The sequence below is a fragment of the Mesorhizobium sp. NZP2077 genome (genome assembly GCF_013170805.1).
In the GTDB taxonomy this organism is placed as follows: Bacteria; Pseudomonadota; Alphaproteobacteria; order Rhizobiales; family Rhizobiaceae; genus Mesorhizobium.
Genome location: NZ_CP051293.1, coordinates 1,599,829 through 1,624,488 on the forward strand (window position 1 = coordinate 1,599,829; position 24,660 = coordinate 1,624,488).

The window sequence follows — 24,660 nt, forward strand, 5'->3', positions numbered from 1 at the left end:
GCTTTTAGCCGAGTTCTCGGCGTATTGCACCCCTGGCTCAATCTTTCGCCAGTCGCTTTTTCCAATAGCGAATCTGCTTCCTCACTTCCGACGGCGCGGTGCCGCCGAAACTGGTGCGACTCTTGACCGAGTTCTGCACCGCCAGCACCGAGAAAATATCCGATGTGATACCGGGGTTGATTGACTGCAGGTCCTCCAGCGAAAGCTTCTCCAGGCTCACCTTTTTCTCCTCGGCCAACGCCACCGCGCGGCCGGTGACATGATGCGCCTCGCGGAACGGCAGGCCGAGCGTGCGCACCAGCCAGTCGGCGAGGTCGGTCGCGGTCGCGTGGCCGGAGCCGGCGGCCTTCTTCATCGCGGCTGCGTTGACTGTCATGTCCGAGACCATGCCTGTCATCGCCGCCAGCATCAGGTCGAGTGTCTCGGCGGCATCGAACACCGATTCCTTGTCTTCCTGCATGTCCTTGCCATAGGTCAAAGGCATGCCTTTCATCACCGTCAACAGGCCGACCAGATGGCCGTTGACGCGGCCTGTCTTGCCGCGCACCAATTCTGCGGCGTCAGGGTTCTTCTTCTGCGGCATGATCGAGGAGCCGGTGGAAAACGAGTCCGACAGCCTGATGAAGCCGAATTGCGGCGTCGACCAGATGATGATCTCCTCAGCCAGCCGCGACAGATGCGTGGCGCAGATCGCAGCCATGCCGAGGAATTCCAGCGCGAAATCGCGATCGGAGACGCTGTCCAGCGAATTGCGCATCGGCTCGCGGAAGCCGAGCGCCTTGGCGGTCTGATGGCGGTCGATCGGGAAGCTGGTGCCGGCAAGCGCCGCCGCACCCAGCGGGCTCTCGTCCATGCGCTCGATAGCATCGCGCACGCGCGACAGGTCGCGCGAAAACATCTCGACATAGGCCATGCAGTGATGGCCGAAGGTCACCGGCTGCGCCGCCTGCATGTGGGTAAAGCCCGGCATCACGGTCGCGGCATGTTGCTCGGCCCGCTCGAGCAGCGCAGTGATCAGCCCCTTCAACGCCTCGGCGACGCGAAAGCATTCGTCCTTGACCCAGAGCCTCAGGTCGACCGCCACCTGGTCGTTGCGCGAACGCGCGGTGTGCAGGCGGCCGGCGGCCGGGCCGATCAGGTCGGCAAGGCGCGCTTCGACATTCATGTGGATGTCTTCCAGCCTGGTCGAAAACTCGAATATGCCGGCCTCGATCTCTTTCAGGATCGTGTTCAGCCCGTGAGCGATTTTTTCTTGATCGGCCGCCGAAATAATGCCCGTTTGCGCCAGCATTTCGCTATGGGCGATGGAGCCGCGGATGTCCTGCGCGTAGAGTTTGCGGTCGAACGAGATCGAGGCGTTGATCGCTTCCATGATCGCGGCCGGACCCGAGGCAAATCGTCCGCCCCACATCTGGTTGCTGGTCTTCTTGTCGCTCATCGCTATAAAACCCGTGCTCTGGAGCAGTTTTGAGAACATGGCAGACGGAAACAGATTTTTCCCGGCCCCGCGCCTGATCCTCGCCGCCCTGGTGACGGGAGCGCTGGCCGGCGCGGTCGCGGTATATGTCAGCGAGAGCCGGTCTGGCAACAATGCACCGGCGCAAGTGGCCGTCGGCGACAGCAAGGACGACGTCGCCTGCGCCACCAAGAGCGACCGCGCCAAGAAGGTCGCGGCCGCTGCGACCGGCGAAGTCGCCGCCCTGTTGCCCGCCGACCCGCCGCAATCCATGAAAAGCCTTGCCTTCAACGGCCCGGACGGCAAGCCGATGACGATCGCCGACCATGCCGGCAAGACGGTGCTGCTCAACCTCTGGGCGACGTGGTGTGCGCCGTGCCGCGCCGAAATGCCGGCGCTCGATGCGCTGCAGAAGGAGAAAGGCAGCGACGCCTTTCAGGTCGTCGCCGTCAATGTCGATGCCGGCGACGATGTGAAGCCGAAGAAGTTCCTCAGGGATACCGGTGTGGAGACGCTCGGTTACTACCGGGATTCGACGGTGGCGCTGTTCAACGACCTCAAGGCACGCGGCCTGGCGCTCGGCCTTCCCGTCACCATGCTGATCGACGGCGAAGGCTGCCTGATCGCGCATATGAACGGTCCGGCCGAATGGTCGGGTCCTGACGCCAAGCGGCTGGTCGAGACCGCGCTAGGATCGTGACTCTTTGTTTTGACGCAATTCCCTAGGGAAAGCGCTACGCGCTTTTCCCGGGAAACCGTTCACACTTTTCCTGGAATTGCTTTAGGCCGAGCGCACGCTTGGCTTGAGCAATACGAGACTGCCATCCTGGCGGTCGGCGCGCACCGGAGCGCGCTTGCCGTGGCCGGTCAGGTCGTCGAACGCCTCGATCGGCGCCGGTTTGCCGAGATAGTAGCCCTGGCCGATCTCACAGGCTTCCGCATCCAGGAACTTCAGCTCGCCAAGCGTCTCGACGCCTTCGGCAAGAACCGGCAGGCCAAGGCCGCGCCCCAACCCCAGCACGGCTCGCACGATTGCCGCCACCTGGCCGTTGGTATCGACCGCCTTGATGAAGGAGGAGTCGATCTTGATCTTGTCGAAGGGGAAAGCGCGCAGGTTGGAGAGAGAGGAATAGCCGGTTCCGAAATCGTCCATGGCGACGCGCACGCCCAGCGCCTTGACCTGCCGCAGGCTTGCCAGCGCGCGCGGCATGTCCTTCACCAGCGCAGTTTCGGTGATCTCGAGTTCCAGTCTTGTCGGGGCAAGCCCTGTCCTCAGCAGCGTCTCGTGCACCTTGCGGCTGAAATTGTGATTGTGAAGCTGGACTGCGGAGACGTTGACGGCGACCGTCAGCGGATTTTCCCAGCGGGCGGCTTCCGCGCAGGCCGCGTCGAGCACCCAGTCGCCGATCTGGCCGATGGCGCCGCTGTCCTCGGCCACCGGGATGAATATTGCCGGCGAAACATCACCGCGCTCGGGATGGCGCCAGCGGATCAGGGCTTCGAAGCCAACCATCCTGCCGCTACTGATCTCCTTCTGCGGCTGGTAGACGAGGTAGAATTCGCCACGCACGACGGCCTGGCGCAATTCGTGCTCCATCACGCGCTTGTCGCGGGCCTCGGCGCCCATCGACGCCTCGAAATAGCGGAAAGTGTCCCGGCCTTCGATCTTGGCGCGGTAGAGTGCCGTGTCGGCATGGCTGATCAGGCTGGTCTGGTCTTCGGCATCGAGCGGATAGATCGCGATGCCGATGCTGGCCGAGACCAGCCCGCCGCCAACCGCGGCCCGGTTCTCCTCGCGCATGGCGGCGAGCAGTGAGCCTGCGATGCGGCCCGCCGCCTGCGGGTCGGGCAGGTTGGGAGCGATGATGGCGAACTCGTCGCCGCCGAGGCGGGCAAGCATCTGTCCGTGGCGCAGAACGCCGGCTGCGCAGCTTGCCACTTTCTGCAGCATCGCATCGCCGGCGCCATGTCCGTAAAGGTCGTTCACCTCCTTGAAGCGGTCGAGGTCGAACAACAGGAGCGCAAGATGCCGGCCTTTCACGCCCTTGTCGGCATTGGCGGTCCGTTTCATGGATGCGATTTCCATGTCGAGACGGCTGGAAAAGGAGCGGCGGTTGGCAAGTCCTGTCAGCGGGTCGAAATGGGCGAGGCGGAGGATCTCCTGCTCCGCCTTCTTGCGTTCACGGATGTCGCGGACGGCGATGACGTTGTGGGGCTTGCCGCAATAGTCGATGCTTCGGGCGATCAGCTCGACGGGAATTCGCGTTCCGTCGCGGTTCCTCAACTCCGCCTCCCGTGGCTGGCCTTCCAGGCTGGCCGCGTCTGTTGCGGTGTGTCCGTCGAAGAGCTCGCCGAGTTCCATGCCGTTCAGCGCTGCTGCCAGCGTGCCGGTCAGCATGCCCATGCTGTCATTGGCGCTGACGATGCGATTGCCGTCGCAGACGATCAGGCCCTCCACGGCGGCATTGGCCAGGCCGTGCATGCGATCGACCTCGAGCTTCTGGCGACGGAAGCGCAAATCGATCCACAGCGCCGATGCCGACAGCACCAGGATCACCAGCGTGGCGGCCGCGGCCGCGAAAGCCTGCGAGGTCGGCTCGATCGTGTATTCGGATATGACGATCGAGGAATCGGGAAAGATCGAGACGGCACCCATGCCGATGAAATGCAAGGTGCAGATCGCCAGCGTCAGTAGCACCGCGCCGACGGACGTCGCCACCCGGGAGGGGCGGCGCAGCACGACACGCAGCGCCAGCGCCCCGAGTGTCACGCCGGCCAGCAGGGAAGCGGCGACCATCAACAGGTTCCATTCGATGCGGCCCTGGACCTCGAATGCCGCCATGCCGATGTAGTGCATGGCCGCGATGCCGCCGCCCAGAACGGCGCCGCCGACGAGATGATAGTCGAACTCGTCGCGCAAGGTGGCGATCCACATGCCGGCCGCCGTCAGCGTGACCGAGGCGGCGAGCGAGAGCACGGAGAGCCACGGATCGTAGGCACTGGGTATGCCCGGTGTGAACGCAAGCATGGCGATGAAATGCGTTGCCCAGATGCCGAAGCCGGTCGAGGTGGCCGCAATCATCAGCCAGGCAAGCCGGTTCCGGTCTGTCGAGCGGCTGATGTGATGAAGCAGGCTGACAGCAGAGAAACAGGAAATTCCGCAGATCAGCGCGGCGAGTGCGACCAGTCTCAGATCGTGCTGGTTCACGATACAATTGTAGACCGTCAACATCCTGTTTCCCCAAGCCCATTGGAAATAAAAAGGAAATATGACTGATTACTGCTTGGCTGTTGAAGGATCGATAAGGCTTCCTGCAACCAGAGCGTGCTTCCTCAGCGCGCGTCCATCAGTTGCCGCAGAGCATTTCAACGTCCCGTAGCGGGATAATCATGTCTTTACGTCCCCGGCAGTCGCTCTAGCTATCTCAGACGCCGGTGTGCCGTTTGATGCCGGCCAAGCCGCCGAGGGAGAGGGGCGAGCAGCTGTGCAAAGGCCGGAGAGCCACAACAGAACTGTCACATACCTTCTCTAAGAGAGCCGGCAAGGATTTGCGCAAGACACTTGTCACCAGCCACTCAAGAGGGAAAAACCATGACTATGATCAAGCGGGGCTTCGTTGCCCTCGCCGCTGGTGCGCTCAGCACCGCGCTGGCGATGCCTGCCTTTGCGGAACCGGTAAAATTCGATTTCTGGTTCGGCCTTTCGGGCGACCTCGCCCGTGTCGTCGACACGATGTGCAAGAACTTCAACGCCTCACAGACCGACTATGAAGTCGTCTGCACCAGCCAGGGCAACTACGACGCTACGCTGCAGAATACCATTGCGGCCTTCCGCGCCGGCAAGCAGCCCGCCATCGTCCAGGTCTATGACGTCGGCACCGCCACCATGATGCTGTCGGGCGCCTACAAGCCCGCCGACAAGCTGATGGAAGAAAACGGCTACAAGATCGACTACGCCGACTATTTCCCCGGTATCGCGCGCTATTACGCCACGTCGAAGGGCGAGATGCTGTCTTTCCCGTTCAATTCGTCGACCGCGCTGATGTACTGGAACAAGGATGCCTTCGCCAAGATCGGCAAGACCGAAGCGCCAAAGACCTGGGAAGATGTCGGCGCCGACCTCAAGGCCATGAAGGATGCCGGCTATGAGTGCCCGATGGCCATCAACATCTCGGCCAATGAAAGCTGGCAGCTGATGGAGCAGTTCTCGGCCATCCACAACCAGCCGATAGCCACCAAGAACAACGGCTATGACGGCCTCGACGCCCGCCTCGAAGTCAACAAGACCAAGTTCGTCCAGTACGTCACCGATCTGAAGAAGTGGTATGACGCCGGTCTCATCAAGATCAAATCCAAGGACCTCGGCCAGGACATGGTCCAGGCCTTCGCCTCGGGCACCTGTCAGGTCATCCTGACCTCGGTCGGCGACCACGGTACCGTCGGCAGGACCCAGAAGGAAGGCATGAAGTGGGATGTCGCCGAGCTGCCGGTCTATGCCGGCACCGAGCGCAAGAATTCGCTCGTCGGCGGCGCTTCTTTGTGGGTCCTCTCCGGCAAGTCGGATGCGGAATACAAGGGCGCGGCCGCGTTCCTCAACTTCATCCACGACCCCAAGACGGCTCTGTTCTGGTCGACCAACACCGGCTACATCCCGGTGACCAAGTCGGGCTTCGACTACATGAAGGGCCAGGGGTTCTACGACAAGGCACCCTACAAGGGCCGTGAAACCGCGATCGCCAGCCTGACCGCGTCCGAGCCGACCGAAATCACTCGCGGCATCCGGCTGGGCAACTTCACCCAGATCCGCGCCGAGTTCGGAACGCAGATGCAGGCGATCTTCGCCAACAAGGTCAGCGTCCAGGAAGGCCTCGACACGCTGGTCAAGAATGGCGACGCCATCCTTGAGCGCTTCCAGCAGACCTATCCGGGCAAGACCCTGCCCTGATCGCTGGAAATTTTCGGGCCGCCCGTCGACTCCCGTGCTTCGAGTCGACGGGCGGTTGTTTCGCGTATTTAATGCAAACGTGACTGGCCGCTCAGCGGCATCGGTGGACCGATGGAAAAACGCGTCACTTTCAGCAGTTGGACGATCGGCATCCTTTTCGCGGTGCCGCAACTCCTCCTGATCTTCACGTTCTTCTACTGGCCGGCCGGCCAGGCGGTATACTGGTCGCTGACGCTGCAGCAGCCCTGGGGCGGCGGCAACATCTGGGTCGGGCTCGACAATTTCCGCTCGATCCTGGCCAACGCCGACTACTGGAACTCGATTACGGCCAGCCTCGTCTTTGCCGGCATCAGCACGGGGCTTGCGATGTTCATCGCGCTCGTGCTCGCCGCCTTGACCGATCGGCAGCTCGCCGGCTCGCGCCTCTATCGCGTGGTGCTGATCTGGCCCTACGGCATCGCCGCACCGGCGCTGGCGCTGGCGTTCCGCTTCATTCTGGCGCCGGAGGCGGGGTTCCTTTCCGTCATCAACCGGATGTGGCCGGGGATCTGGGATCCGGGTCTCGATGGCGCGGATGCCATGGCGTCGATCATCGTCGCCTTCTCGTGGAAGTATGTCGGCTACAACTTCATTTTCTTCATGGCCGCGTTCCAGGCCATACCCCGCTCGCTGATCGAGGCCGCCGCAATGGATGGTTCGGGCGTCATCAGGCGTTTCTGGGACATCCAGTTCCCGCTGATCACGCCAACGATCTTCTTCCTTTTGGTCATCAACATCACCGAAAGCTTCCAGGATTCCTTCGGCATCGTCGACATCATGACATCAGGCGGCCCGGCGAACTCGACCAATCTGATGGTCTACAAGATTTATTCCGACGGCTTTAAAGGTTTGGATTATTCGGGTGCCGCTGCGCAGAGCATCATCCTGATGATGCTCATTATCGTGCTCACCATCTTCCAGTTCCGCTTCATCGAGCGGCGGGTGCATTACGGGTGAGGATGACATGGTAGAGCGCACCCCATTCCTCAATTTCTTCACGCATCTGATCCTGTTCGTCGGCTTCGTCTTCTGCATCGCGCCGTTCGTGGTCGTGGTGATTGCGGCGTCGCACAACCTGCGGGATGTCAACGATGTGCCGATGTCGCTGCTGCCGGGCAGCGACTTCTGGGTCAACATCAAGACGGCGTGGGTGACGGCCGATCTCGGCCCCAAGCTGCTCAACAGCTTCATCGTCGCCGGCGGCGTGGCGGCGGGCAAAGTGATCATTTCGGCGCTCACCGCCTTCTCGATCGTCTATTTCCGCTTTCCCGGCCGGATGTTCATCTTCTGGCTGATCTTCGTCACCCTGATGCTGCCGCTGGAAGTTCGCATCGTGCCGACCTACGCGGTCGTCGCCAACGTGCTGTCGCCCTATCAGACCATCCTCGACGTGACTGGCTTGAGCTGGCTGATCGAGAAGGTGTCAGGCGTGCAGGTCTCGCTCAGCCTCGGGCTGCTCAATTCCTACCCCGGCCTGATACTGCCGCTGGTCGCCACCGCCACCGGGACGTTCCTGTACCGGCAGTTCTTCCTGACGGTGCCGGATGAGCTCACCGAGGCGTCGCGTATGGATGGTGCAGGACCGCTGCGTTTCTTCATCGACGTGCTTTTGCCGCTGTCGCGCAACAACATGGCCGCGCTCGGAACCATCATGTTCCTGTGGGCCTGGAATCAGTATCTGTGGCCCCTGCTCATTACCACTGACCAGTCGCATGCGATGGCGGTGACCGAACTCAAACAGCTGATCCCTAATGTCGGCGGCACTCCGGAATGGCACATTGCCATGGCCGGCACGCTAATCGTGATGCTGCCGCCGCTGCTTGTCGTGGTGCTCATGCAACGCTGGATCGTGCGTGGCCTGATCGCCACCGAGAAATAACAGGAGACAAAAAATGGCCTCCATCACCATTCGCGGCGTCAAGAAGAATTACGCTAAGACGCAGGTCGTGCACGGCGTCGACCTCGACTTCGCCTCGGGGGAATTCGTCGTCATCCTGGGGCCGTCCGGCTGCGGCAAGTCCACGCTGCTGCGCATGATCGCCGGGCTGGAAGACATTTCCGGCGGCACGATCTCGATCGACGGCATCGTCGTCAACAAGCTGGAACCACGCGAGCGCGGATGCGCCATGGTGTTCCAGAACTACGCGCTCTATCCGCATATGAGCGTGGGGCAGAACATAGGCTATTCGCTCAAGGTCGCCGGTGTTCCCGCCGCTGAACGCACACAGCGCATCCAGTCGGTCGCCCGCACGCTCGAACTCGAACATCTGCTCGACCGCAAGCCGATGGCGCTTTCCGGCGGCCAGAGGCAACGCGTCGCCATGGGCCGGGCGATGATCCGCGAGCCGAAAGTGTTCCTGTTCGACGAGCCGCTGTCCAATCTCGACGCCAAGCTGCGCGTCCAGATGCGCTCGGAAATCCGTAAGCTGCATCGCCGGCTGAACGCCACCTCCGTCTTCGTCACCCACGACCAGGTCGAGGCGATGACGCTGGCCGACCGGCTGGTGATCATGAACGGCGGAAAGGTCGAGCAGGTCGGCACGCCAGGTGAGATCTACACCCGGCCGGCCAGCCGCTTTGTTGCCACCTTCGTCGGTGCACCGGCGATGAACATTCTCGAAGGCACGGTCGATCTCGACGGGCTGTCGCTGCTCGGCGGCAGCCGGCGGCTGGCGATGACACGCACCGGCCTGCCGGTCGGCACGAAGGTCGCGATGGGCATCCGGCCGGAAGCCGTCCGGCTGGCGGCGCCCGGCACGACAGGCGCGATCGACGCCACCGTCGACCTGGTCGAGGAACTGGGTGCGGGGCGGGTCATCTATGTCGATCTCGACGGCGCGCCGTTTTCGGTGATGACGTCCGAGGCCATCCACCCAGAGCCCGGCAGTACGGTCGGCCTGAAGATCTCGCCGGAGGACATGCATTTCTTCTCGTCGGAGACGGGAAGCCGCCTCGATGTCTTCAAGGCGTCCGTTCCCGAGCCGGCGCTCTGATTTTCAAGCCACCGCGCGCCGAGCTGTTGGCCGCTCAGGCGAACACATGCGCCTTTCCCGACACGGTGAGCCGCACGATCTCACCGACCGCCGGCGCGTCCATGCCGGATTTGCGCAGGATCAGCGGTGTGTTGCCGATCGCGGCGGCATCCGGCGGATCGGCATTGTTCAAGAGCCTCACCGCGATCGTGCATGTCGAGCCGGCGAATTCCGATTCCGTCACTTGGCCGAACAACATGTCAGTGGTGCCCGACATGCCTTCGCGCGATGTTCTCTTGAGGGCAATCTGCTCCGGCCGCAGCATGATGCGGGCGATATCGCGGCTGTCATTGGTATCGACGGCGATGCGGCCGAGCGGCGAGTTGGCGAAACCACCCGCTATCTTCGCCGGCAGGATGATGGCGTCGCCGAGGAACTCGGCGATCATCCTGTCTTTCGGCTTGAGGTAGAGATCGCGCGGGGTGCCGACCTGCGAGAACTTGCCGTCGCGCATCACCGCCACCTGGGCAGCGAAGGACAGCGCCTCGGCCTGGTCGTGCGTCACCAGGATGGTGGTGATGCCGGCCGCCTCCAGCAGTTCGGCGACCGCCTTGCGCATCGAGGCGCGCAGGCCAGTGTCCAGGGCCGAGAACGGCTCGTCGAGCAGCATCAGCCGCGGCTTCATCGCCATGGCGCGGGCGAGCGCCACGCGCTGCTGCTGGCCGCCGGAGAGTTCGTGCGGGCGGCGCTTGAGGACCGCCTTGTCCAGCCCGACGATATAGGCGAGTTCGACGATGCGCTCGGCACGCTTATCCTCGCTCCGGTCCATGCCGAAACCGATATTGTCCGATATGGTCAGATGCGGGAACAGGGCGCCGTCCTGCGCCACCACGCCGATGCCGCGGCGATGTGCCGGGACAGCGACGCCGTCCTTGGCCAGGACCTCGCCGTCGAGCACGATGCGGCCCTGGTCCGGGGCCTCGAAGCCGGCGATCAGCCGCAGCAAGGTGGTCTTGCCGCAGCCGGAGGGTCCGACGATTGCGGTCCGGCTGCCGCTGGCGACACTGAGGTCGACGCCGGCAAGGGCTGCGACCGGGCCGTAATGCTTGGTGAGAGCGCTGATTTCGAGAAAGCTCATCGTCCGGCCATCCGTTTCGACTGGACATAGAGCAGCCAGGTCAGGGGCAGCGACATCGCCACCATGATGAAGGCGTAAGGGGCGGCCGAGGCATAATCGATCTCGCCGCTGTAGGACCAGAACGCCATCGCCAGTGTGCGGGTGCCGTTCGGCGCCAGCATCTGTGTCGCGGTCAGCTCGTTCATGATGCCGAGCGCCACCAGCGCCATGCCGGCCGCGGCACCGGGCGCCGACAGACGGATGGTCGTCGACCACAGCGCGTTGAGCGGACGCCGGCCGAGGCTGGACGCGGCGCGCTCGAGTTCGACCGGCGCCTGGGCGATCGAGGCGCGCAGGCTGACCAGGGCACGCGGCAGGAACATGAGTGCATAGGCGACCAGGATTGTGAACAGCGTCTGATAGAGGGGCAGGGCGATGCGCACGGTGATGGTGACCAGCGCCAGCGCGATGACGACACCCGGTAGCGAGCCGACGATGTAGTTGCAACCCTCCAGGACGCGCTGCAACGGCCCCGGCGCGCGGATCGAGATCCAGGCCATCGGCATGGCGGCGGCGGTGGCAAGCAAGGCGCCGGCAAGCGCCAGGAACAGCGTCTGGCCGAGCGCCAGGCCAATCTCGTCGAGACGCCAGACGTCGGCGCCACCGGCGACGAGCCAGCGGCCGATGGTGACGAACGGCACGCCAAGCGCCAGCAGTGTGGTGACGACAAGCAAGAGCAGGCTCGGTATGGTGGCACGGCCGAGGCGGGTGCGTTGCTGGTAGCGCGCCGCGCCGGAGCCGACACGGGCATAACGCTCCTCGCCGCGCACCAGCACTTCGAGGCCCAGAAGCACGAAGCAGCAGGTCACCAGGACGCCGGCCAGCATGTTGGCGGCCGGTCCGTTGAAGGTCGACTGGAACTGGTCGACGATCGCCGTGGTGAAGGTGTCGAAGCGGATGAAGACGTAGAGGCCGTATTCGGCCAGCAGATGCAGTCCGACCAGCAGCGAGCCGCCGCAGATGGCGAGCCTGAGCTGCGGCACCACGACACGCCAGAAGACGCGCCAGGGTCCAAGGCCAAGGGCGGCGGCGGCATCCTCCAGCGCCGGGTCGAGGCGACGCAGCGCCGCCGATATGGGCAGATAGAGGAAGGGGAAATAGGCGATCACGGACACCAGCACGCCGGCCCACAGGCCGTGCAGCCCGGGCACCATGGTGATCCAGGCATAGGAGTGGACGAAAGCGGGAATAGCGAGCGGCGCCACGCACAGCCACGCCCACAGCCTGGCGCCAGGCAGGTCGCTGCGCTCGGTCAGCCAGGCCAGCGCAACAGACAGCACGATGGCGATCGGCACGGCCAGCAGCACCAGCAGCGTCGTATTGACCAGCAGCTCGCCGACGCGCGGCCGGAAGACCAGCGCCGAAACGGTCTCCCAGCCTGTCTGCACCGCGATCCAGATGATGAAGGCGAGCGGCACAAGGGCGAGCAGCGAGACGAGCACAGCGGCAGTGACAAGCCAGGGTGCGGCCCGCCGCCGCCTTCGACGCATCTTCATCGGCAGGTCCGAGCGCGCGAGATCGAGCGTGGGCTGCATCAGCTCGGACGCCCCACGGTTGCGGCGGGGTGCCGGCAATCAAGGGACCACGGTCGGCGGTCAGGAACGCAGCGTGTCGTCATCGACGAAGGCCATCTCGAAAATAAGCGCTCCCGCGGAAGGCAAGGTCCCGCGGGAGCACGGTCTGACGTCCTTATCAGGACGAACGGCAACTAAAGCAAGCCGGCTGCGGTCATCAGGTCGGTGACCTTCTTGGAGTTCAGCTTTGTGGCGTCGACCTTCGGCGCCTGCAGATCAACCAGCTGCACCAGCTTCGGATTGGACTCGGCACCCTTGCCGACCGCGTATTCGAAGGAGGTCCCGTTCTTCAGCACATCCTGGCCGCCCTTGCCGGTCACCCATTTCAGGAAGGCCTGGGCTTCCTTCGGATGCTTGCTCGAGGCGAGCACACCGCCACCGGAGACCGAGACGAAAGCGCCCGGATCCTGGTTCTTGAAATAGTGCAGCGCGACGTTCTTGCTGTTCTCGCCGGTCTTGGCCTGATCGCCGAAGTAGTAATAATGGTAGATCACGCCGCCTTCGATCTCGCCGGCGTTGACCGCCTTCATCACCGTGCTGTTGCCCTTGTAGGCGGTGAAGTTCCCCTTCATCGCCTTCAACCAGTCCGCCGTGGCGGCCTCACCCTTGAGCTGCAGCAGCGCGCTGACGATGGCCTGAAAATCAGCGCCCGACGGCGAAGCGGCCCAGCGGCCCTTCCAGCTCGGATCGGCAAGATCAAGCAGCGACTTGGGCAACTGGTCGGCCTTGAGCTTGGTCGTGTTGTAGGCAAAGACGGTGCTGCGCGCGGCCACACCCACCCATTTGCCACTGGCGGCCTGATAGTCCTGCGGCACCTGAGCAAGGGTGTCGGCATCGACGGGCGCGAACAGGCCGGCATTCTCGACCAGCACCATGGCGGGCGAGTTCTCGGTCAGGAACACGTCGGCGGGCGAGGCGGTCCCTTCGGCGACGATCTGGTTGGAGAAGTCGCTGTCGCCGCCATTGCGCAGCGTGACCTTGATGCCGGTCTCCTTGGTGAACCCTTCGGCCCATTCCTTGGCCAGGCTTTCGTGCTGGGCGTTGTAGACGATGATGCCGGCATCCTCGGCCATCGCAGGAACCGCGGCCAGGCTGATTGCAAGTGCGGTGGCACCAGCAAGGGCGGAAAGGGTGAATTTCATAGCGTCATCCTCGATGTCGTTGGTCTTTGCACGCTGCACCTATCGATACCTGACAGACATAGTCAACATTGGCGGCTGCTTCAATCGGTCGCTGAGGCGCAAAGGTCGACGCAAAGCGGACAATTCCATGTGATGGCAAGGTCTGTAAGGTGGACCCGGTACGCGGCTGTGCCTTCGGGACCCGCAAACTTTCGTGATTTGCCCGTAGTTTGGCTTGGACATTATTTCGCCGGCCACGTAACAAATCAGTGCCGAGGCACGAAATCGGGGGAGTGAACTCTTGTGAGCGGCAAGGACGAGGCCGAACTTTCCCGGCTGTTGCGGGCCGCGATCGCGGGAGACGAAAAGGCCTACGCCGACTTTCTTCACCGGATTGCCGCGCTGGTGCGTGGTTTTGTCCGGCGCAAGATCGTGCAGGGCGGGGTCGATCCCGAGGATGTCGTGCAGGAAACCTTGCTGGCCATTCATGTGAAACGGCATACCTGGCGCCAGGACGCGCCGGTGCTGCCTTGGATCTATGCGATCGCCCGCTTCAAGCTGATCGATGCGTTCCGGCGGCGCGGTCGACGCATCGAGATCGATGTCGACGATATAGCCGAGACCTTTGCCGAGCCGGAGACCGAAACCGTCAGCGAGCGCGACATCAACCGGGCGCTGGACGGGCTGCCGCCGGCCCAGCGTTCCGTGGTTTCGGCGGTATCCGTGGAAGGCCGCTCGATCGGCGAGACGGCAGCGAAGTTCGGCATCAGCGAGACGGCGGTGCGTGTGTCGCTGCATCGCGGACTTGCCGCCATAGCCAAGCGATTTGGGCAGGGGCGATTCGGGCGGGAATGACATGAGGACCGAGGATCTCATCAAGGCGCTGGACGCCGATGCAGGCAGCAAGGCGATGCCATTGCGTTCGGCCTGGTGGCTGGCTGCCGGTGCGGCCATTGTCGTCGCGGCGGTCGTTTTCCTGCTGACGATCGGCCCGCGCCCCGACTTCATGGTCGCCGCGCACACGATGCGCTTCCTGTCGAAATTCGTTTTCACCATCTTGTTGGCCATCAGCGCCTTCGCCCTTATCCGCGCTTTGTCGACGCCAGGTGCCCCAACAGGTCTGGCGATGGCGGGGATGCTTGCCGCGCCGCTGCTGGTGGCCGTTGCGGTGGTGCTGGAGCTCTTCATGGTGCCGGAGGCGTTGTGGGGCACGCGCATGGTGGGCTCCAACATGATGATCTGCATGGGCTTCATCCCGCTGATCGGCATCGGCCCGCTGGCCATCTTCCTGTGGATGCTGCGCTACGGGGCGCCGACGCGGCCAGTGCTGGCCGGTGCGGTCGCGGGCCTGCTCGCCGGCGGGTTGGCGGCGACCTTCTATGCCGCGCATTGTTTCGACGATTCGCCGCTTTTCGTCGCCACCTGGTACACGATCGCGATTGCGGCGCTTGCCTTGCTTGGCGCGCTCGGCGGGCGGTTTTTCTTGCGCTGGTAGCAGGATACCTGCGACCACACCCCCGTGCACACCGATCCTTAATCATGCCGGCAATTGTTTGCCGGTTGCCCATATCGCCAGTACCCCTCACGCAACCTTTCCTTAAAATCGATCCTTCAAGGTTTTAACGGGAAAAAGCGATTGCCCACGGGGGTGGCACGCATCGTGAGATTACCGGGACTCATCAGATTTCGCGGACATGTTGCGCCGGCGTTGCTTGTGGCCGGCCTCGCCGTGGCGGCGGCCTCGGTCGTGCTGTCGAGGCTGGACCTTGGCGCCGAGGCACTCAAAATTTGTCTTCAAGCTTCGGTCGCCGTTGCGGCCGGGGCTCTTTTCCTCGCCAGCCTGTTTGTCGTTCGTATCTCCGACGACCGGCGGCAGATCGCGCAGAGCGAGCAGCGCTTCCGCCGGGCCATGCAGGATTCGGCGATCGGCATCGCCATTGTCGGGCTGGACGGGCGCATTCTCGAAACCAATCCGGCCTTAGCCACAATGCTTGGCTACAGCCGCGAGGAGATCGAGGCGCTGACGTTTTTCCAGATCACGCATCCCGACGACCTGCAGATCGGGCGCGAAACCATGGATGGTCTGAAGGCCGGGACCGTCCATGCCTTTCACCTCGAGAAGCGCTATCTGCGGAAGGACGGCACACCCGTTTGGGCGCATCTCGCCGGCTCCGTCATTCGTGACCAGAAAAGCGGCCGACCGCTTCATCTCGTCTCGCAGATCGAAGACATCAACGCGCGCAAGCAGGCCGAAGCGCGCATTGCGGAAGCCGAAACACGCTGGAATTTCGCGCTGGCCGGCGCCGGCCAAGGCGTCTGGGATTTCGACATCCGCAAAGGCGGCACGACCTATTCCTCGACCTGGGTCAAGATGCTGGGTTATGCGGATGGCGAACTCGACGGCGATACGAACCGCTGGCTGACCATGATCCATCCCGACGACAGCGAGACCGTCGCCGAAGCGGACCGCGCCCACCTTGACGGCCAGACGGAGTTTTTCGAGGCCGAGTTCAGGATGCGTCACAAGGACGGCCACTGGATCTGGATTCTCGATCGCGGCAAGGCCATAGAGCGCGACGGGGACGGGCGTCTGATCAGGGCCATCGGCAGCCTGACCGACATCACCCGACGCAAGGAAGTCGAAGAGCGTCTGACCGTGTCGGCGGCAATGCTGGCCGACGAGAAAGAGCGACTACGGGTGACGCTGCAGTCGATCGGCGATGCCGTCATCTGTACCGATGCGGCGAGCCGCGTCACCTTCATGAACCCGGTTGCCGAGAAGCTGACCGGTGTTTCCGGCGAGGCGGCACTCGGCAAGACGCTCGGCCATGTCTATTGGGCGGTCGACGAGGAAACGGGTCACAGGATCGGCGTGACACGGCCGGCGATCGGCGCGGAGGCGCCCTCCGATCAGAACAGTCGCGCCGTGTTGATCCGCCGAGATGACACACGCTGCAGCATCCGTCAGGTCGTGTCGCCGATCATGAACGAGCGCGACGAATTCTGCGGCCTGGTCATCGTCTTCCAGGACTTCACCGATGCGCGTGCCCTGCAGCGCCAGCTCGCTCACGCCGCCGCGCATGATGCGCTGACCGGCCTTGCCAATCGCTTGAGCTTCATCCGCACCATGGAGGGATTGGTCGATCAGGCGCGCAAGGACGGCACGACGGCCGGGAGCGGCCATCAGTTCATGTTCATTGACCTCGATCATTTCAAACTGGTCAACGACACCGGTGGTCACGCCGCCGGAGACGCCTTGCTAAAGCGGGTCGCCGAGGCCGTGCGCGACGTGCTTGGGCCCGAGGACATTGTCGCGCGCCTGGGTGGCGACGAATTCGCGGTCATCCTGAAATCGGGTTCGACGGCCGGCGCCAGGATCGCGGCGCGCTCCATCATCGATGCGATAGCCGGCCTCAACTTCACCTGGGCCGGCCGGCCGCACGCGATCGGTGCCAGCATCGGGCTGGCGGCGATCTGCGCCAATTGCGGCGATGTCGATGAGATCATCGCAAAGGCTGACGCCGCCTGCTATGTGGCCAAGGCCGCCGGCCGCGGGTGCGTTTCGGTGGCCTCGGATGACAGGATCACCGACAACAGGTCAGAACTGCCCGCGCCGCTTGCCGCAGCGTCGTGAGCCGACGCGTCAGCGCGTCGGGACGGGATGCTCGCCGCGATAGTCGTAGAAGCCGCGCCCGGTCTTGCGGCCGAGCCAGCCGGCTTCGACATATTTCACCAGCAGCGGGCAGGGGCGGTACTTCGAATCCGACAGGCCGTCATGCAGCACCTGCATGATCGACAGGCAGGTGTCGAGACCGATGAAATCGGCAAGCTGCAGCGGCCCCATGGGATGGTTGGCGCCAAGCCGCATGGCGGTGTCGATGGCATCGACCGAGCCGACGCCCTCATAAAGCGTGTAGATCGCCTCGTTGATCATCGGCAGCAGGATGCGGTTGACGATGAAGGCCGGGAAATCCTCCGAGACTGTGATCGTCTTGTCGAGCTGCTTCACATAGGTCTTGGCCGCCTCGAAGGTCTGGTCCTCGGTGGCGATGCCGCGCACCAGCTCGACCAGCTTCATCAGCGGCACCGGGTTCATGAAATGTATGCCGATGAAGCGCTCCGGCCGGTCGGTCTGCGCGGCAAGCCGCGTGATCGAGATCGACGAGGTGTTGGTCGCCAGGATGGCTTCGGGATTGAGCTGCGGACAGAGCTGGGCGTAGATCTTGCGCTTGACCGTCTCGTCCTCTGTCGCCGCCTCGATCACCAGATCGGCGCCGGCGAGATCTGCCATCGCCGGTGCGGACGAAATGCGTGCCATAGCCTGGTTGCGCAGCTTCTCGTCAAGCTTGCCGGAGCCCACCTGACGGGCCATGTTGCCGCTGATGGTGGCGATGCCCTTCTCGATGCGGTCAGGCGATATATCGTAGATCAGCACCTTGTAGCCTGATAGGGCGGAAACATGGGCGATACCCCCACCCATCTGGCCCGCGCCGATGATGCCGATCGTCTCGATCTTGCTCATTACACCGATCCCGTCCTGAGCCCTTCCGCACGATTTGCGAAAGCGCTCCACCTTTTGTTTTCCGCAATTCCGGACGCAAAACCGCTGCGTACTTTTGCTGGAATTGCTTCTGGCCTTTGCGGCCTGGTTTTTGTGCAGTGCAAACTAAAAGGGCGGGGAGACTTCGTCTACCCCACCCCCGGTATTTAATACGCTTTGTCAGAGAGCGTCAAAGCGCCTTCTGCAACTCCGGCAGAATGACGAAGAGATCGCCGACGAGGCCATAGTCGGCAACCTGGAAGATCGGTGCTTCCTCGTCCTTATTGATAGCGACGATGACCTTCGAATCCTTCATGCCGGCGAGGTGCTGGATGGCGCCGGAGATGCCGACCGCGATGTAGAGATCGGGAGCGACGACCTTGCCGGTCTGACCGACCTGCCAGTCGTTCGGCGCATAGCCGGCATCGACAGCGGCGCGCGAAGCGCCGACCGCCGCACCGAGCTTGTCGGCGACCGGCAGGATGACTTCCTGGAACTTCTCCGAGGAGCCGAGAGCACGGCCGCCCGAAATGATGATCTTGGCCGAGGTCAGTTCCGGACGGTCAGTGTCCGACAGCTTGTTCTCGACGAAGGTGGAGAGGCCGGGATTGGCCGCCGCCTTGACGGTCTCGACCGCGGCCGAGCCGCCCTCAGGGGCTGCCTGGAAGGAGGCGGTGCGCACGGTGATGACCTTCTTGGCGTCGGTCGACTGCACGGTCTGGATGGCGTTGCCGGCATAGATCGGCCGCTTGAACGTGTCGGGCGAGAGCACTTCGATGATCTCGGACACCTGCGCGACATCGAGCAGGGCCGCCACGCGCGGCGCGACGTTCTTGCCCGACGAGGTCGCCGGCGCGATGATCGTGTCGTAAGCGCCGGCAAGTGACACGACGAGTGCGGCCAGCGGCTCGGCGAGGCGCTCGGTGAGTTCGTCGGCGTCAGCAAGCAGCACCTTGGTCACGCCCTTGAGCTTGGCGGCGGCGTCGGCCGCCGGCTTGGCGCCCTTGCCGGCAACCAGCACGTGGACATCCGAGCCGATCTGCAGGGCCGCTGAAAGCGCCTTGGCGGTCTGGTCGGAAAGCGTCGCGTTGTCGTGTTCTGCGATGAGGAGAATTGCCATTTTATCTGTTCCTTCCGATCTCAGAGCACGCCGGCTTCGTTCTTGAGCTTGTCGACCAGTTCGGCGACGCTCTTGACCTTGACGCCCGCCTTGCGGCCGCTCGGCTCCTCGGTCTTGATGACCTTCAGGCGCGGCTTGACGTCGGCGCCGTAGTCGGCTGGCGATTTCTCGTCGAGCTGCTTCTTCTTGGCCTTCATGATGTTGGGCAAAGAGGCATAGCGCGGCTGGTTGAGGCGAAGGTCGGCGGTGATGATCGCCGGCATCTTCAGTTCCACAGTCTGCAGGCCACCGTCGACTTCACGCGTCACCTTGGCCTTGTCGCCGTCGAGCACGACTTTTGAAGCGAAGGTGCCTTGCGCCCAACCCAGAAGTGCCGCCAGCATCTGGCCGGTCTGGTTGGAATCGTCGTCGATCGCCTGCTTGCCGAGGATGACGAGGCCGGGCTGTTCGGCGTCGACGACGCCCTTCAGCACCTTGGCGACGCCGAGCGGCTCGGTCTGCTCGTCGGTCTTGACCAGGATGGCGCGGTCGGCGCCCATGGCGAGCGCTGTGCGCAGGGTTTCCTGCGCCTGCTGCGGGCCGACCGACACGACGATGATCTCTTCGGCCTTGCCGGCTTCCTTCAGCCGGATCGCCTCTTCGACCGCGATCTCGTCGAACGGGTTCATCGCCATCTTGACGTTGGCGAGTTCCACCGCCGAACCATCAGCCTTCACGCGAACCTTGACGTTCGCATCCACAACCCGCTTCACGGGCACAAGGATCTTCATTTGCCTGTCACCTCTTCACGCTAGTTGGGCGCGCTATAGCAGCCTGCGCCCTTTCTGAGTTGTCGAAAGCCGACATTCCTGACTGAATTCCGGCCAGACGGAATTCTGGTCGGATGGAAATTCTGGTCTTGGCCCGCCTGGGCTTAGACGGAGACGTTTCCGTAGTTGCGGCAACCCTTGACGTCAATACGCTGAAAGCGGCTCAATCGGTTCAGTTTGGGCCAGAGGGGTTTCCTCGACCCCAGCGCGTCGTGGTGGCCGGCGGTTCAGGAACCGCTGTTTCCGCAGCAACCGGCGACGGGTCTGATGTGGGAACCACGGTATCCTCGTCGGCGCCTGCAAAAAGCGGCACCCCTCGGCTGCGCAGGACAAGCACCAGCACGGCGCCGGCAATGATGCCGCCGATGTGGCAGGCCCAGGAGATCTGGTCCTCACCACCGGCCGCGAACATGACGATCTGGAACAGCACCCACAGGATGAGCGGGATGAAGGCCGGAATGCGCAGCGGGATGCGGGCGAAGGCCAGAACCCAGACCTTCACCCTGGGATAGAGGATCAAATAGGCGACGACCACGCCGGCGATGGCGCCCGACGCGCCGATCAGCGGCGCCTGCGAATTCCAGGCGACGAGGCCCTGGAAGGCGGCGCCGGCGATGGCGCAGAGCAGGTAGAAGATCAGGTAGCGGATGTGGCCGAGCGCGTCCTCGACATTGTCGCCGAACACCCACAGGAACAGCATGTTGCCGCCGAGGTGGAAGATGTCGGCATGCAGGAAGGAATAGGTGACGTAGCTCAGGCTTTCGGGGATGATGACAAAGCGGGGGTCGAGCTCTGCTGTGTCGTGAACGACGGACGGGATGAAGCCGAGGCCAAGCACGGCGGCATTGGTGAAATTCTCGCCGCCGAGTGCGGTCGCGCAATAGACGAGCGCGTTAGCCACGATCAGGCCGATCGTCACATATTGCAGGCGGATGTGGCGTAGCCTGTTGGTGTCATAAAGCGGGATGAACATCGGTTGCTGGCCCCCTCCCGCTTGTCGATCCGTTCAGCGGTTCTTGCCGGGAACCCATAGCACGTCGGCATTTCCGTTGTCATTGACCGCCCGGGCAGCGACAAACAGGAAATCCGAAACGCGGTTGATGTATTTCAGCCCGTCGCGGTTGACGTGTTCGCCCGGGTCCTGGGCGAGTGCCACCATCAGCCGCTCAGCTCGTCGCGCCACCGTGCGGGCAAGGTGCAGGGCAGCTGCCGCCGGCGTGCCGCCATTCAGCACGAAGGATTTGAGCGGTTGGAGATCCTTGTTGAGCAGGTCGATGTCCTTTTCGACACGATCGGTCTGCGTGGAAACGATGCGCAGCGGTTCATAGCCAAGCGGCTTGCCGTCGTCGGGCACCGCAAGATCGGCGCCGAGGTCGAAAAGGTCATTCTGGATACGGGAAAGCATGGCGTCGATCGCCGGATGGCTGGTTGCCGTATGGACGCGGGCGATGCCGATACAGGCATTGGCCTCGTCGACCGTGCCGTAGGCATCCACCCGCAGGTCGGATTTCAGCCGCCGCTCGCCGGTGCCGAGACCCGTGGTGCCATCGTCGCCGGTACGGGTGTAGATCTTGTTGAGCTTGACCACGTCGCCTCCCGAACGGTCGCCATCCTCACTTGCGGGTGAAATATACCGCGAGCAGAATCAGCACCAGCGCCACGGCCTGCAGCATGACGCGTGCCTGCATCAACTTGTTCGAGGTGACGCCGGAACCGCCGCGCATCATGTTGATGAGGCCTCGGATCAGCACGATCACCACGGCGGCCATGACCAGAATGGCGAGGATGTTGAAGACGGTTGCCATTGTTGCGTTTCCAGTTGTTTTCGCGTTCAGGCGCGTTTGGCCATCAGGCGGTAGAGTATCGATGCCGGCAGTATGCGTTTGAGCGCAGCGCCGATTTTAGCCGGCACCGTTACCACATAGTGCGGGCGCGGGCGCCGCGACAGAAGTGCATGACGCAGAACCTTGTGGACCACTTCCGGCCCAGGCTTCAGCGCCGATTGGCTGCCGCCGGCGCGCAGCCGCTCCAACTGCGCGGCATAGTCGGCGCTGTGCACGGAATTCTCGATGTCGATGTTTTTCAGGAACCAGGGCAGGCCGTTGCTGGCGATCTTCGAATTCACCGGCCCCGGTTCGATCAGCGAAACATGGACGCCGCTGCCTTCCAGTTCCTGGCGCTGACAGAGCATCAGCGCCTCGAGTGCATGTTTGGATGCCGAATAGGCACCACGAAAGCGTACCGGCACGAGGCCAAGGATCGATGAGCAATGGACGAGGCGGCCATGGCCCTGGTGGCGCATCACCGGCACGAGACGGCTGGTCAAATCATGCCAGCCGAAGAAATTGACCTCGAACTGCTCCTTGAGCGCTGCCACCGACAGGTCTTCGACGGCGCCGGCCTGGGCGTAGGCGCCGTTGTTGAAGAGCGCGTCGAGCCTTCCGCCGGTTCGGTCGAGCACTGAAGCCACCAGGGCAGCGATCGAGCCCGGTTCGCCATAGTCGAGGTAGAAAGCCTCGATGCCGTCCGTTTCGAGGGCGGCGATGTCTTCCGGCTTGCGCGCTGTCGCGAACACCCGCCAGCCCTCGGCCTTCAGCGCTCGCGCGCAATAGGCGCCTATGCCTGAGGACGCACCGGTGATGATGATGGTGCGCAACTCGGTCGCTGGAGAATTCGTGGTTTGACTCAGGGTTGCCATTTGCCGCATTCACTTCCCATATTCGCGGCGTCGAGACAATCGAAGGGAGCGCGCGTCCTTGCTGCGGAATATTGTCGCCCTGCGCCGCGTGCTCTACGACGCGCTCGGTCATTTCAACACCGATGACGGCTGGGCGATGGCCAGCCATCTGGCGATCACCTCGCTGATGGCGCTGTTTCCGTTCCTGATCTTCGCCACGACGCTGGGCAGCTTCCTCGGCGCCCAGGCCTTTGCCGACACGGCCGTGCACCTGGTCTTCGACACATGGCCGGATCAGATCGCCAAGCCGATCGCGCATGAGGTGCTGAACGTGCTGACCGTCCGGCGCACCGATCTGTTGACCTATGGCGTGCTGCTCGCCGCCTATTTTGCCTCGAACGGCATCGAGGCGCTGCGCACGTCGCTCAACCGCGCCTACCGCGTCACGGAGACGCGCGGCATCATCCATCGCCGGGTGCAGAGCCTGTTCTTCGTGCTGATCGCTACGGCCGGGTTCCTGGCGATCAGCGTGCTGCTGGTCTTCGCGCCCTTGCTGGCGCGGCTGGCCGAAGCCCATTTCGAGTGGATCAAACCCTATACCGGCACGATCACGCTGTGGCGCTACGTCATCGCCTCAACCGTTATCATCGGCGGGCTGTTTTCGGTGCACTACTGGCTGCCGGCCGGCAAGCGCCGCTTCGTCTCGCTGGTGCCGGGCATCATCTTCACACTGGCCGCATGGCTCATCGGCTCGACGATGTTCGCCACCTATCTCGACCATTTCTCGTCCTATGTGACGACCTATGCCGGCCTTGCCTCGATCATGATCGCGGTGGTCTTCCTCTACATCGTCTCGGCGATCTTCATCCTCGGCGGCGAGCTCAACGCTGCGATCAGCCGCTATCTGGAGGCGCGCGCCCGGGTTGGCTGAGTGGCCTGCCGAGCGGTTGCCAGGCCGACGCCGAAGGTCGTGATCGCCATGCCGACAATCTGCAGCGCATTGAGCTGCTCGTTGAAGAGGGCCCAGGCGATGATCGCCGTCACCGCTGGCACGAGGTAGAACAGCGAGGCGACTTTCGACATTTCGCCGTCGCGGATCATCACCATCAAAAGGAAGATGGCGCCGAGCGACAGCACCAGCACCAGCCAGGCCATGGCGAAGATCAGTTCGCCGTTGATGACGACGGTGTGCGTCTCGAAGGCAAGCGCGGCTAGAGCCTTTCACGTTTTGACAGAAGCGTAGCCTGCGTTTTGGAAGTAGTTCTTGCATTCGGCTGCCTCGATCGTTTCGACGAGGTGGCCGATGTGGCGCCATGTGTCCTCAATGGTGCGTTTTTGGGCTTGGCGCATCCAGTGTTTGATCTTGGCGAAGGCCTGCTCGATCGGATTGAGGTCTGGAGAATAGGGCGGCAGGTACCAGAGCCTGGCGCCGGCAGCCTTGATCATCTGCCTGATGGCCGCCGACTTATGACTTCCCAGATTATCCATGACGACGATATCGCCGGGCTTCAGCACGGTGACGAGCTGTTGCTCGACATAGGCCCGGAAGCATTGGCCGTTGATCGGGCCGTCGAACACGCAAGGTGCCGCTAGCCGATCCCAGCGCAGCGCGCCGAGGAAGGTCAGCGTACGCCAGTGGCCGTGCGGAGCCAAGCCGCGCAGCCGCTTGCCCTTCGGCCCCCAACCGCGCAGTGGAGCCATGTTGGTCTTGATCCACGTCTCATCGATGAAGACAAGGCACTGCGGATCGAGGCCGGCCTGCCAGGATCGCCATCGCCGGCGCCTGCGGGCAATATCGGCGCGCGCCTGCTCAAGGGCGAACAGCGTTTTTTTTGAAGCTCAGGCCCTCGCGCCTCAAGAACATCCAGACCGTATTGTGCGAGACCTTGACCCCGCGCGCATCCAACTCGTCCTTCAGCCGATGCAGCGTCAGTTCAGAGGTCTGATTAATCCGCTCCACGATGAAGGCCCGATGCGGCTCAAGAACCCGCTTGCGGTGTCCGCCCATCTTGCCCGGCGCCACCGAACCCGTTGCACGGTAACGCTGCGACCACTTCACCACCGAGGAAACTGCAACGCCAAAGCGCGATGCCACTGCACGGCAGTTTTCACCGGCGCCAACTGCCTCAACAACACGCTCACGAAGATCGTTTGAAAGCGCTCGCGTCATCAGATGCTGGCCTCCAATCCAGCCAGCATCTTGAATCACAATCGCCCTGATTTGGGAATC

Annotated in this window: 22 protein-coding genes and 1 pseudogene; 9 read left to right on the forward strand and 14 right to left on the reverse strand. The window is 63.2% G+C overall.

From position 1 onward, the window contains the following. Positions 1 to 37: 37 nt before the first annotated feature. Complete coding sequence (argH, locus tag HGP13_RS07930; protein ID WP_172223618.1) at positions 38 to 1,438, reverse strand: argininosuccinate lyase; 1,401 nt, start codon at positions 1,436 to 1,438, stop codon at positions 38 to 40. A gap of 37 nt (positions 1,439 to 1,475) precedes the next feature. Between argH and HGP13_RS07935 the strand changes: the two genes are divergently transcribed. Continuing rightward, the gene (locus HGP13_RS07935; RefSeq protein ID WP_172223621.1) at positions 1,476 to 2,156 is read left to right on the forward strand and encodes a TlpA disulfide reductase family protein; all 681 of its coding nucleotides are present in this window, start codon (positions 1,476 to 1,478) and stop codon (positions 2,154 to 2,156) included. 81 nt (positions 2,157 to 2,237) lie between these two features. Here the strand turns inward: HGP13_RS07935 and HGP13_RS07940 are convergent, their stop codons facing one another. Continuing rightward, entirely contained in the window at positions 2,238 to 4,688 is a 2,451-nt protein-coding gene (locus tag HGP13_RS07940) for an EAL domain-containing protein (protein ID WP_172223624.1), read from the reverse strand. 360 nt (positions 4,689 to 5,048) lie between these two features. Between HGP13_RS07940 and HGP13_RS07945 the strand changes: the two genes are divergently transcribed. The 4 genes from HGP13_RS07945 to HGP13_RS07960 all read left to right on the forward strand — a co-directional run bounded on the left by HGP13_RS07945 (position 5,049) and on the right by HGP13_RS07960 (position 9,433). Next, a complete protein-coding gene (locus HGP13_RS07945) occupies positions 5,049 to 6,401 on the forward strand; it encodes an extracellular solute-binding protein (RefSeq protein WP_172223627.1) in 1,353 nt (450 codons plus the stop codon). Between the two features lie 111 nt (positions 6,402 to 6,512). Next, positions 6,513 to 7,397 (forward strand): ABC transporter permease subunit, encoded by an 885-nt coding sequence (locus HGP13_RS07950; RefSeq protein ID WP_172223629.1) that lies wholly within the window; start codon positions 6,513 to 6,515, stop codon positions 7,395 to 7,397. A 7-nt stretch (positions 7,398 to 7,404) separates the two neighbouring features. After that, positions 7,405 to 8,319 carry an ABC transporter permease subunit gene (locus HGP13_RS07955; protein ID WP_172223632.1) on the forward strand — a complete coding sequence of 305 codons (915 nt, stop codon included), beginning with the start codon at positions 7,405 to 7,407 and terminating at the stop codon, positions 8,317 to 8,319. Positions 8,320 to 8,332: 13 nt separating this feature from the next. Next, on the forward strand, positions 8,333 to 9,433 hold the full coding sequence (locus tag HGP13_RS07960) for a sn-glycerol-3-phosphate import ATP-binding protein UgpC (protein ID WP_172223635.1): 1,101 nt from the start codon (positions 8,333 to 8,335) through the stop codon (positions 9,431 to 9,433). A 34-nt stretch (positions 9,434 to 9,467) separates the two neighbouring features. Here the strand turns inward: HGP13_RS07960 and HGP13_RS07965 are convergent, their stop codons facing one another. The 3 genes from HGP13_RS07965 to HGP13_RS07975 all read right to left on the reverse strand — a co-directional run bounded on the left by HGP13_RS07965 (position 9,468) and on the right by HGP13_RS07975 (position 13,305). Further along, positions 9,468 to 10,550: an ABC transporter ATP-binding protein gene (locus HGP13_RS07965; RefSeq protein WP_172223639.1), complete on the reverse strand. Its 1,083-nt coding sequence runs from the start codon at positions 10,548 to 10,550 to the stop codon at positions 9,468 to 9,470. Continuing rightward, entirely contained in the window at positions 10,547 to 12,085 is a 1,539-nt protein-coding gene (locus tag HGP13_RS07970) for an iron ABC transporter permease (RefSeq protein ID WP_246707433.1), read from the reverse strand. The genes HGP13_RS07965 and HGP13_RS07970 overlap by 4 nt, the downstream gene beginning before the upstream one ends. A 212-nt stretch (positions 12,086 to 12,297) precedes the next feature. Then, the gene (locus tag HGP13_RS07975; protein ID WP_172223645.1) at positions 12,298 to 13,305 is read right to left on the reverse strand and encodes an iron ABC transporter substrate-binding protein; all 1,008 of its coding nucleotides are present in this window, start codon (positions 13,303 to 13,305) and stop codon (positions 12,298 to 12,300) included. A 282-nt stretch (positions 13,306 to 13,587) separates the two neighbouring features. Between HGP13_RS07975 and HGP13_RS07980 the strand changes: the two genes are divergently transcribed. The 3 genes from HGP13_RS07980 to HGP13_RS07990 all read left to right on the forward strand — a co-directional run bounded on the left by HGP13_RS07980 (position 13,588) and on the right by HGP13_RS07990 (position 16,918). Then, positions 13,588 to 14,139 carry a sigma-70 family RNA polymerase sigma factor gene (locus HGP13_RS07980; RefSeq protein WP_019861390.1) on the forward strand — a complete coding sequence of 184 codons (552 nt, stop codon included), beginning with the start codon at positions 13,588 to 13,590 and terminating at the stop codon, positions 14,137 to 14,139. A gap of 1 nt (position 14,140) precedes the next feature. Further along, positions 14,141 to 14,779, forward strand: coding sequence for an NrsF family protein (locus tag HGP13_RS07985; protein ID WP_172223647.1), 639 nt, complete (start codon positions 14,141 to 14,143; stop codon positions 14,777 to 14,779). Between the two features lie 219 nt (positions 14,780 to 14,998). Then, complete coding sequence (locus tag HGP13_RS07990; RefSeq protein ID WP_246707309.1) at positions 14,999 to 16,918, forward strand: PAS domain S-box protein; 1,920 nt, start codon at positions 14,999 to 15,001, stop codon at positions 16,916 to 16,918. 9 nt (positions 16,919 to 16,927) lie between these two features. Here the strand turns inward: HGP13_RS07990 and HGP13_RS07995 are convergent, their stop codons facing one another. The 7 genes from HGP13_RS07995 to HGP13_RS08025 all read right to left on the reverse strand — a co-directional run bounded on the left by HGP13_RS07995 (position 16,928) and on the right by HGP13_RS08025 (position 22,451). Further along, complete coding sequence (locus HGP13_RS07995; protein ID WP_172223650.1) at positions 16,928 to 17,806, reverse strand: 3-hydroxybutyryl-CoA dehydrogenase; 879 nt, start codon at positions 17,804 to 17,806, stop codon at positions 16,928 to 16,930. A gap of 208 nt (positions 17,807 to 18,014) precedes the next feature. After that, positions 18,015 to 18,944, reverse strand: coding sequence for an electron transfer flavoprotein subunit alpha/FixB family protein (locus HGP13_RS08000; RefSeq protein ID WP_172223654.1), 930 nt, complete (start codon positions 18,942 to 18,944; stop codon positions 18,015 to 18,017). Between the two features lie 20 nt (positions 18,945 to 18,964). After that, the gene (locus tag HGP13_RS08005; protein WP_172223657.1) at positions 18,965 to 19,714 is read right to left on the reverse strand and encodes an electron transfer flavoprotein subunit beta/FixA family protein; all 750 of its coding nucleotides are present in this window, start codon (positions 19,712 to 19,714) and stop codon (positions 18,965 to 18,967) included. A 211-nt stretch (positions 19,715 to 19,925) separates the two neighbouring features. Continuing rightward, positions 19,926 to 20,726 (reverse strand): rhomboid family intramembrane serine protease, encoded by an 801-nt coding sequence (locus HGP13_RS08010; protein ID WP_172223659.1) that lies wholly within the window; start codon positions 20,724 to 20,726, stop codon positions 19,926 to 19,928. A 33-nt stretch (positions 20,727 to 20,759) separates the two neighbouring features. Further along, entirely contained in the window at positions 20,760 to 21,341 is a 582-nt protein-coding gene (locus tag HGP13_RS08015) for a cob(I)yrinic acid a,c-diamide adenosyltransferase (RefSeq protein ID WP_172223662.1), read from the reverse strand. A gap of 25 nt (positions 21,342 to 21,366) precedes the next feature. After that, a complete protein-coding gene (locus HGP13_RS08020) occupies positions 21,367 to 21,558 on the reverse strand; it encodes a twin transmembrane helix small protein (RefSeq protein ID WP_027031242.1) in 192 nt (63 codons plus the stop codon). Positions 21,559 to 21,584: 26 nt separating this feature from the next. Continuing rightward, positions 21,585 to 22,451 carry an SDR family oxidoreductase gene (locus tag HGP13_RS08025; protein ID WP_172223665.1) on the reverse strand — a complete coding sequence of 289 codons (867 nt, stop codon included), beginning with the start codon at positions 22,449 to 22,451 and terminating at the stop codon, positions 21,585 to 21,587. A 58-nt stretch (positions 22,452 to 22,509) separates the two neighbouring features. Here HGP13_RS08025 and HGP13_RS08030 point away from each other — a divergent pair, with 58 nt between their 5' ends. Next, positions 22,510 to 23,361, forward strand: a complete 852-nt coding sequence (locus tag HGP13_RS08030) for a YihY/virulence factor BrkB family protein (RefSeq protein WP_027061768.1) — start codon at positions 22,510 to 22,512, stop codon at positions 23,359 to 23,361. Here the strand turns inward: HGP13_RS08030 and HGP13_RS08035 are convergent. Continuing rightward, positions 23,331 to 23,645, reverse strand: a pseudogene (locus tag HGP13_RS08035) (EamA family transporter); the annotation flags it as partial. The gene HGP13_RS08030 and the pseudogene HGP13_RS08035 overlap by 31 nt on opposite strands. A gap of 6 nt (positions 23,646 to 23,651) precedes the next feature. Further along, positions 23,652 to 24,600 (reverse strand): IS630 family transposase gene (locus tag HGP13_RS08040; protein WP_172223669.1). Its coding sequence is split into 2 segments (ribosomal slippage): positions 23,652 to 24,263 and positions 24,265 to 24,600, totalling 948 coding nucleotides; the frame shifts between segments, so codons are not numbered across the junction. Positions 24,601 to 24,660: the final 60 nt, after the last annotated feature.

Excerpts from the sequence above, each read along its gene's own strand:
- argH (WP_172223618.1), bottom strand. The coding sequence starts at position 1,438 with ATGAGCGACAAGAAGACCAGCAACCAGATGTGGGGCGGACGATTTGCC.
- HGP13_RS07985 (WP_172223647.1), top strand. The coding sequence starts at position 14,141 with ATGAGGACCGAGGATCTCATCAAGGCGCTGGACGCCGATGCAGGCAGC.
- HGP13_RS08000 (WP_172223654.1), bottom strand. The coding sequence starts at position 18,944 with ATGGCAATTCTCCTCATCGCAGAACACGACAACGCGACGCTTTCCGAC.
- HGP13_RS07970 (WP_246707433.1), bottom strand. The coding sequence starts at position 12,085 with ATGAAGATGCGTCGAAGGCGGCGGCGGGCCGCACCCTGGCTTGTCACT.
- HGP13_RS07975 (WP_172223645.1), bottom strand. The coding sequence starts at position 13,305 with ATGAAATTCACCCTTTCCGCCCTTGCTGGTGCCACCGCACTTGCAATC.
- HGP13_RS07950 (WP_172223629.1), top strand. The coding sequence starts at position 6,513 with ATGGAAAAACGCGTCACTTTCAGCAGTTGGACGATCGGCATCCTTTTC.
- HGP13_RS07940 (WP_172223624.1), bottom strand. The coding sequence starts at position 4,688 with ATGTTGACGGTCTACAATTGTATCGTGAACCAGCACGATCTGAGACTG.
- HGP13_RS08025 (WP_172223665.1), bottom strand. The coding sequence starts at position 22,451 with ATGGCAACCCTGAGTCAAACCACGAATTCTCCAGCGACCGAGTTGCGC.
- HGP13_RS07995 (WP_172223650.1), bottom strand. The coding sequence starts at position 17,806 with ATGAGCAAGATCGAGACGATCGGCATCATCGGCGCGGGCCAGATGGGT.
- HGP13_RS07960 (WP_172223635.1), top strand. The coding sequence starts at position 8,333 with ATGGCCTCCATCACCATTCGCGGCGTCAAGAAGAATTACGCTAAGACG.
- HGP13_RS08020 (WP_027031242.1), bottom strand. The coding sequence starts at position 21,558 with ATGGCAACCGTCTTCAACATCCTCGCCATTCTGGTCATGGCCGCCGTG.
- HGP13_RS08010 (WP_172223659.1), bottom strand. The coding sequence starts at position 20,726 with ATGTTCATCCCGCTTTATGACACCAACAGGCTACGCCACATCCGCCTG.
- HGP13_RS07945 (WP_172223627.1), top strand. The coding sequence starts at position 5,049 with ATGACTATGATCAAGCGGGGCTTCGTTGCCCTCGCCGCTGGTGCGCTC.
- HGP13_RS07965 (WP_172223639.1), bottom strand. The coding sequence starts at position 10,550 with ATGAGCTTTCTCGAAATCAGCGCTCTCACCAAGCATTACGGCCCGGTC.
- HGP13_RS07935 (WP_172223621.1), top strand. The coding sequence starts at position 1,476 with ATGGCAGACGGAAACAGATTTTTCCCGGCCCCGCGCCTGATCCTCGCC.
- HGP13_RS07955 (WP_172223632.1), top strand. The coding sequence starts at position 7,405 with ATGGTAGAGCGCACCCCATTCCTCAATTTCTTCACGCATCTGATCCTG.
- HGP13_RS08005 (WP_172223657.1), bottom strand. The coding sequence starts at position 19,714 with ATGAAGATCCTTGTGCCCGTGAAGCGGGTTGTGGATGCGAACGTCAAG.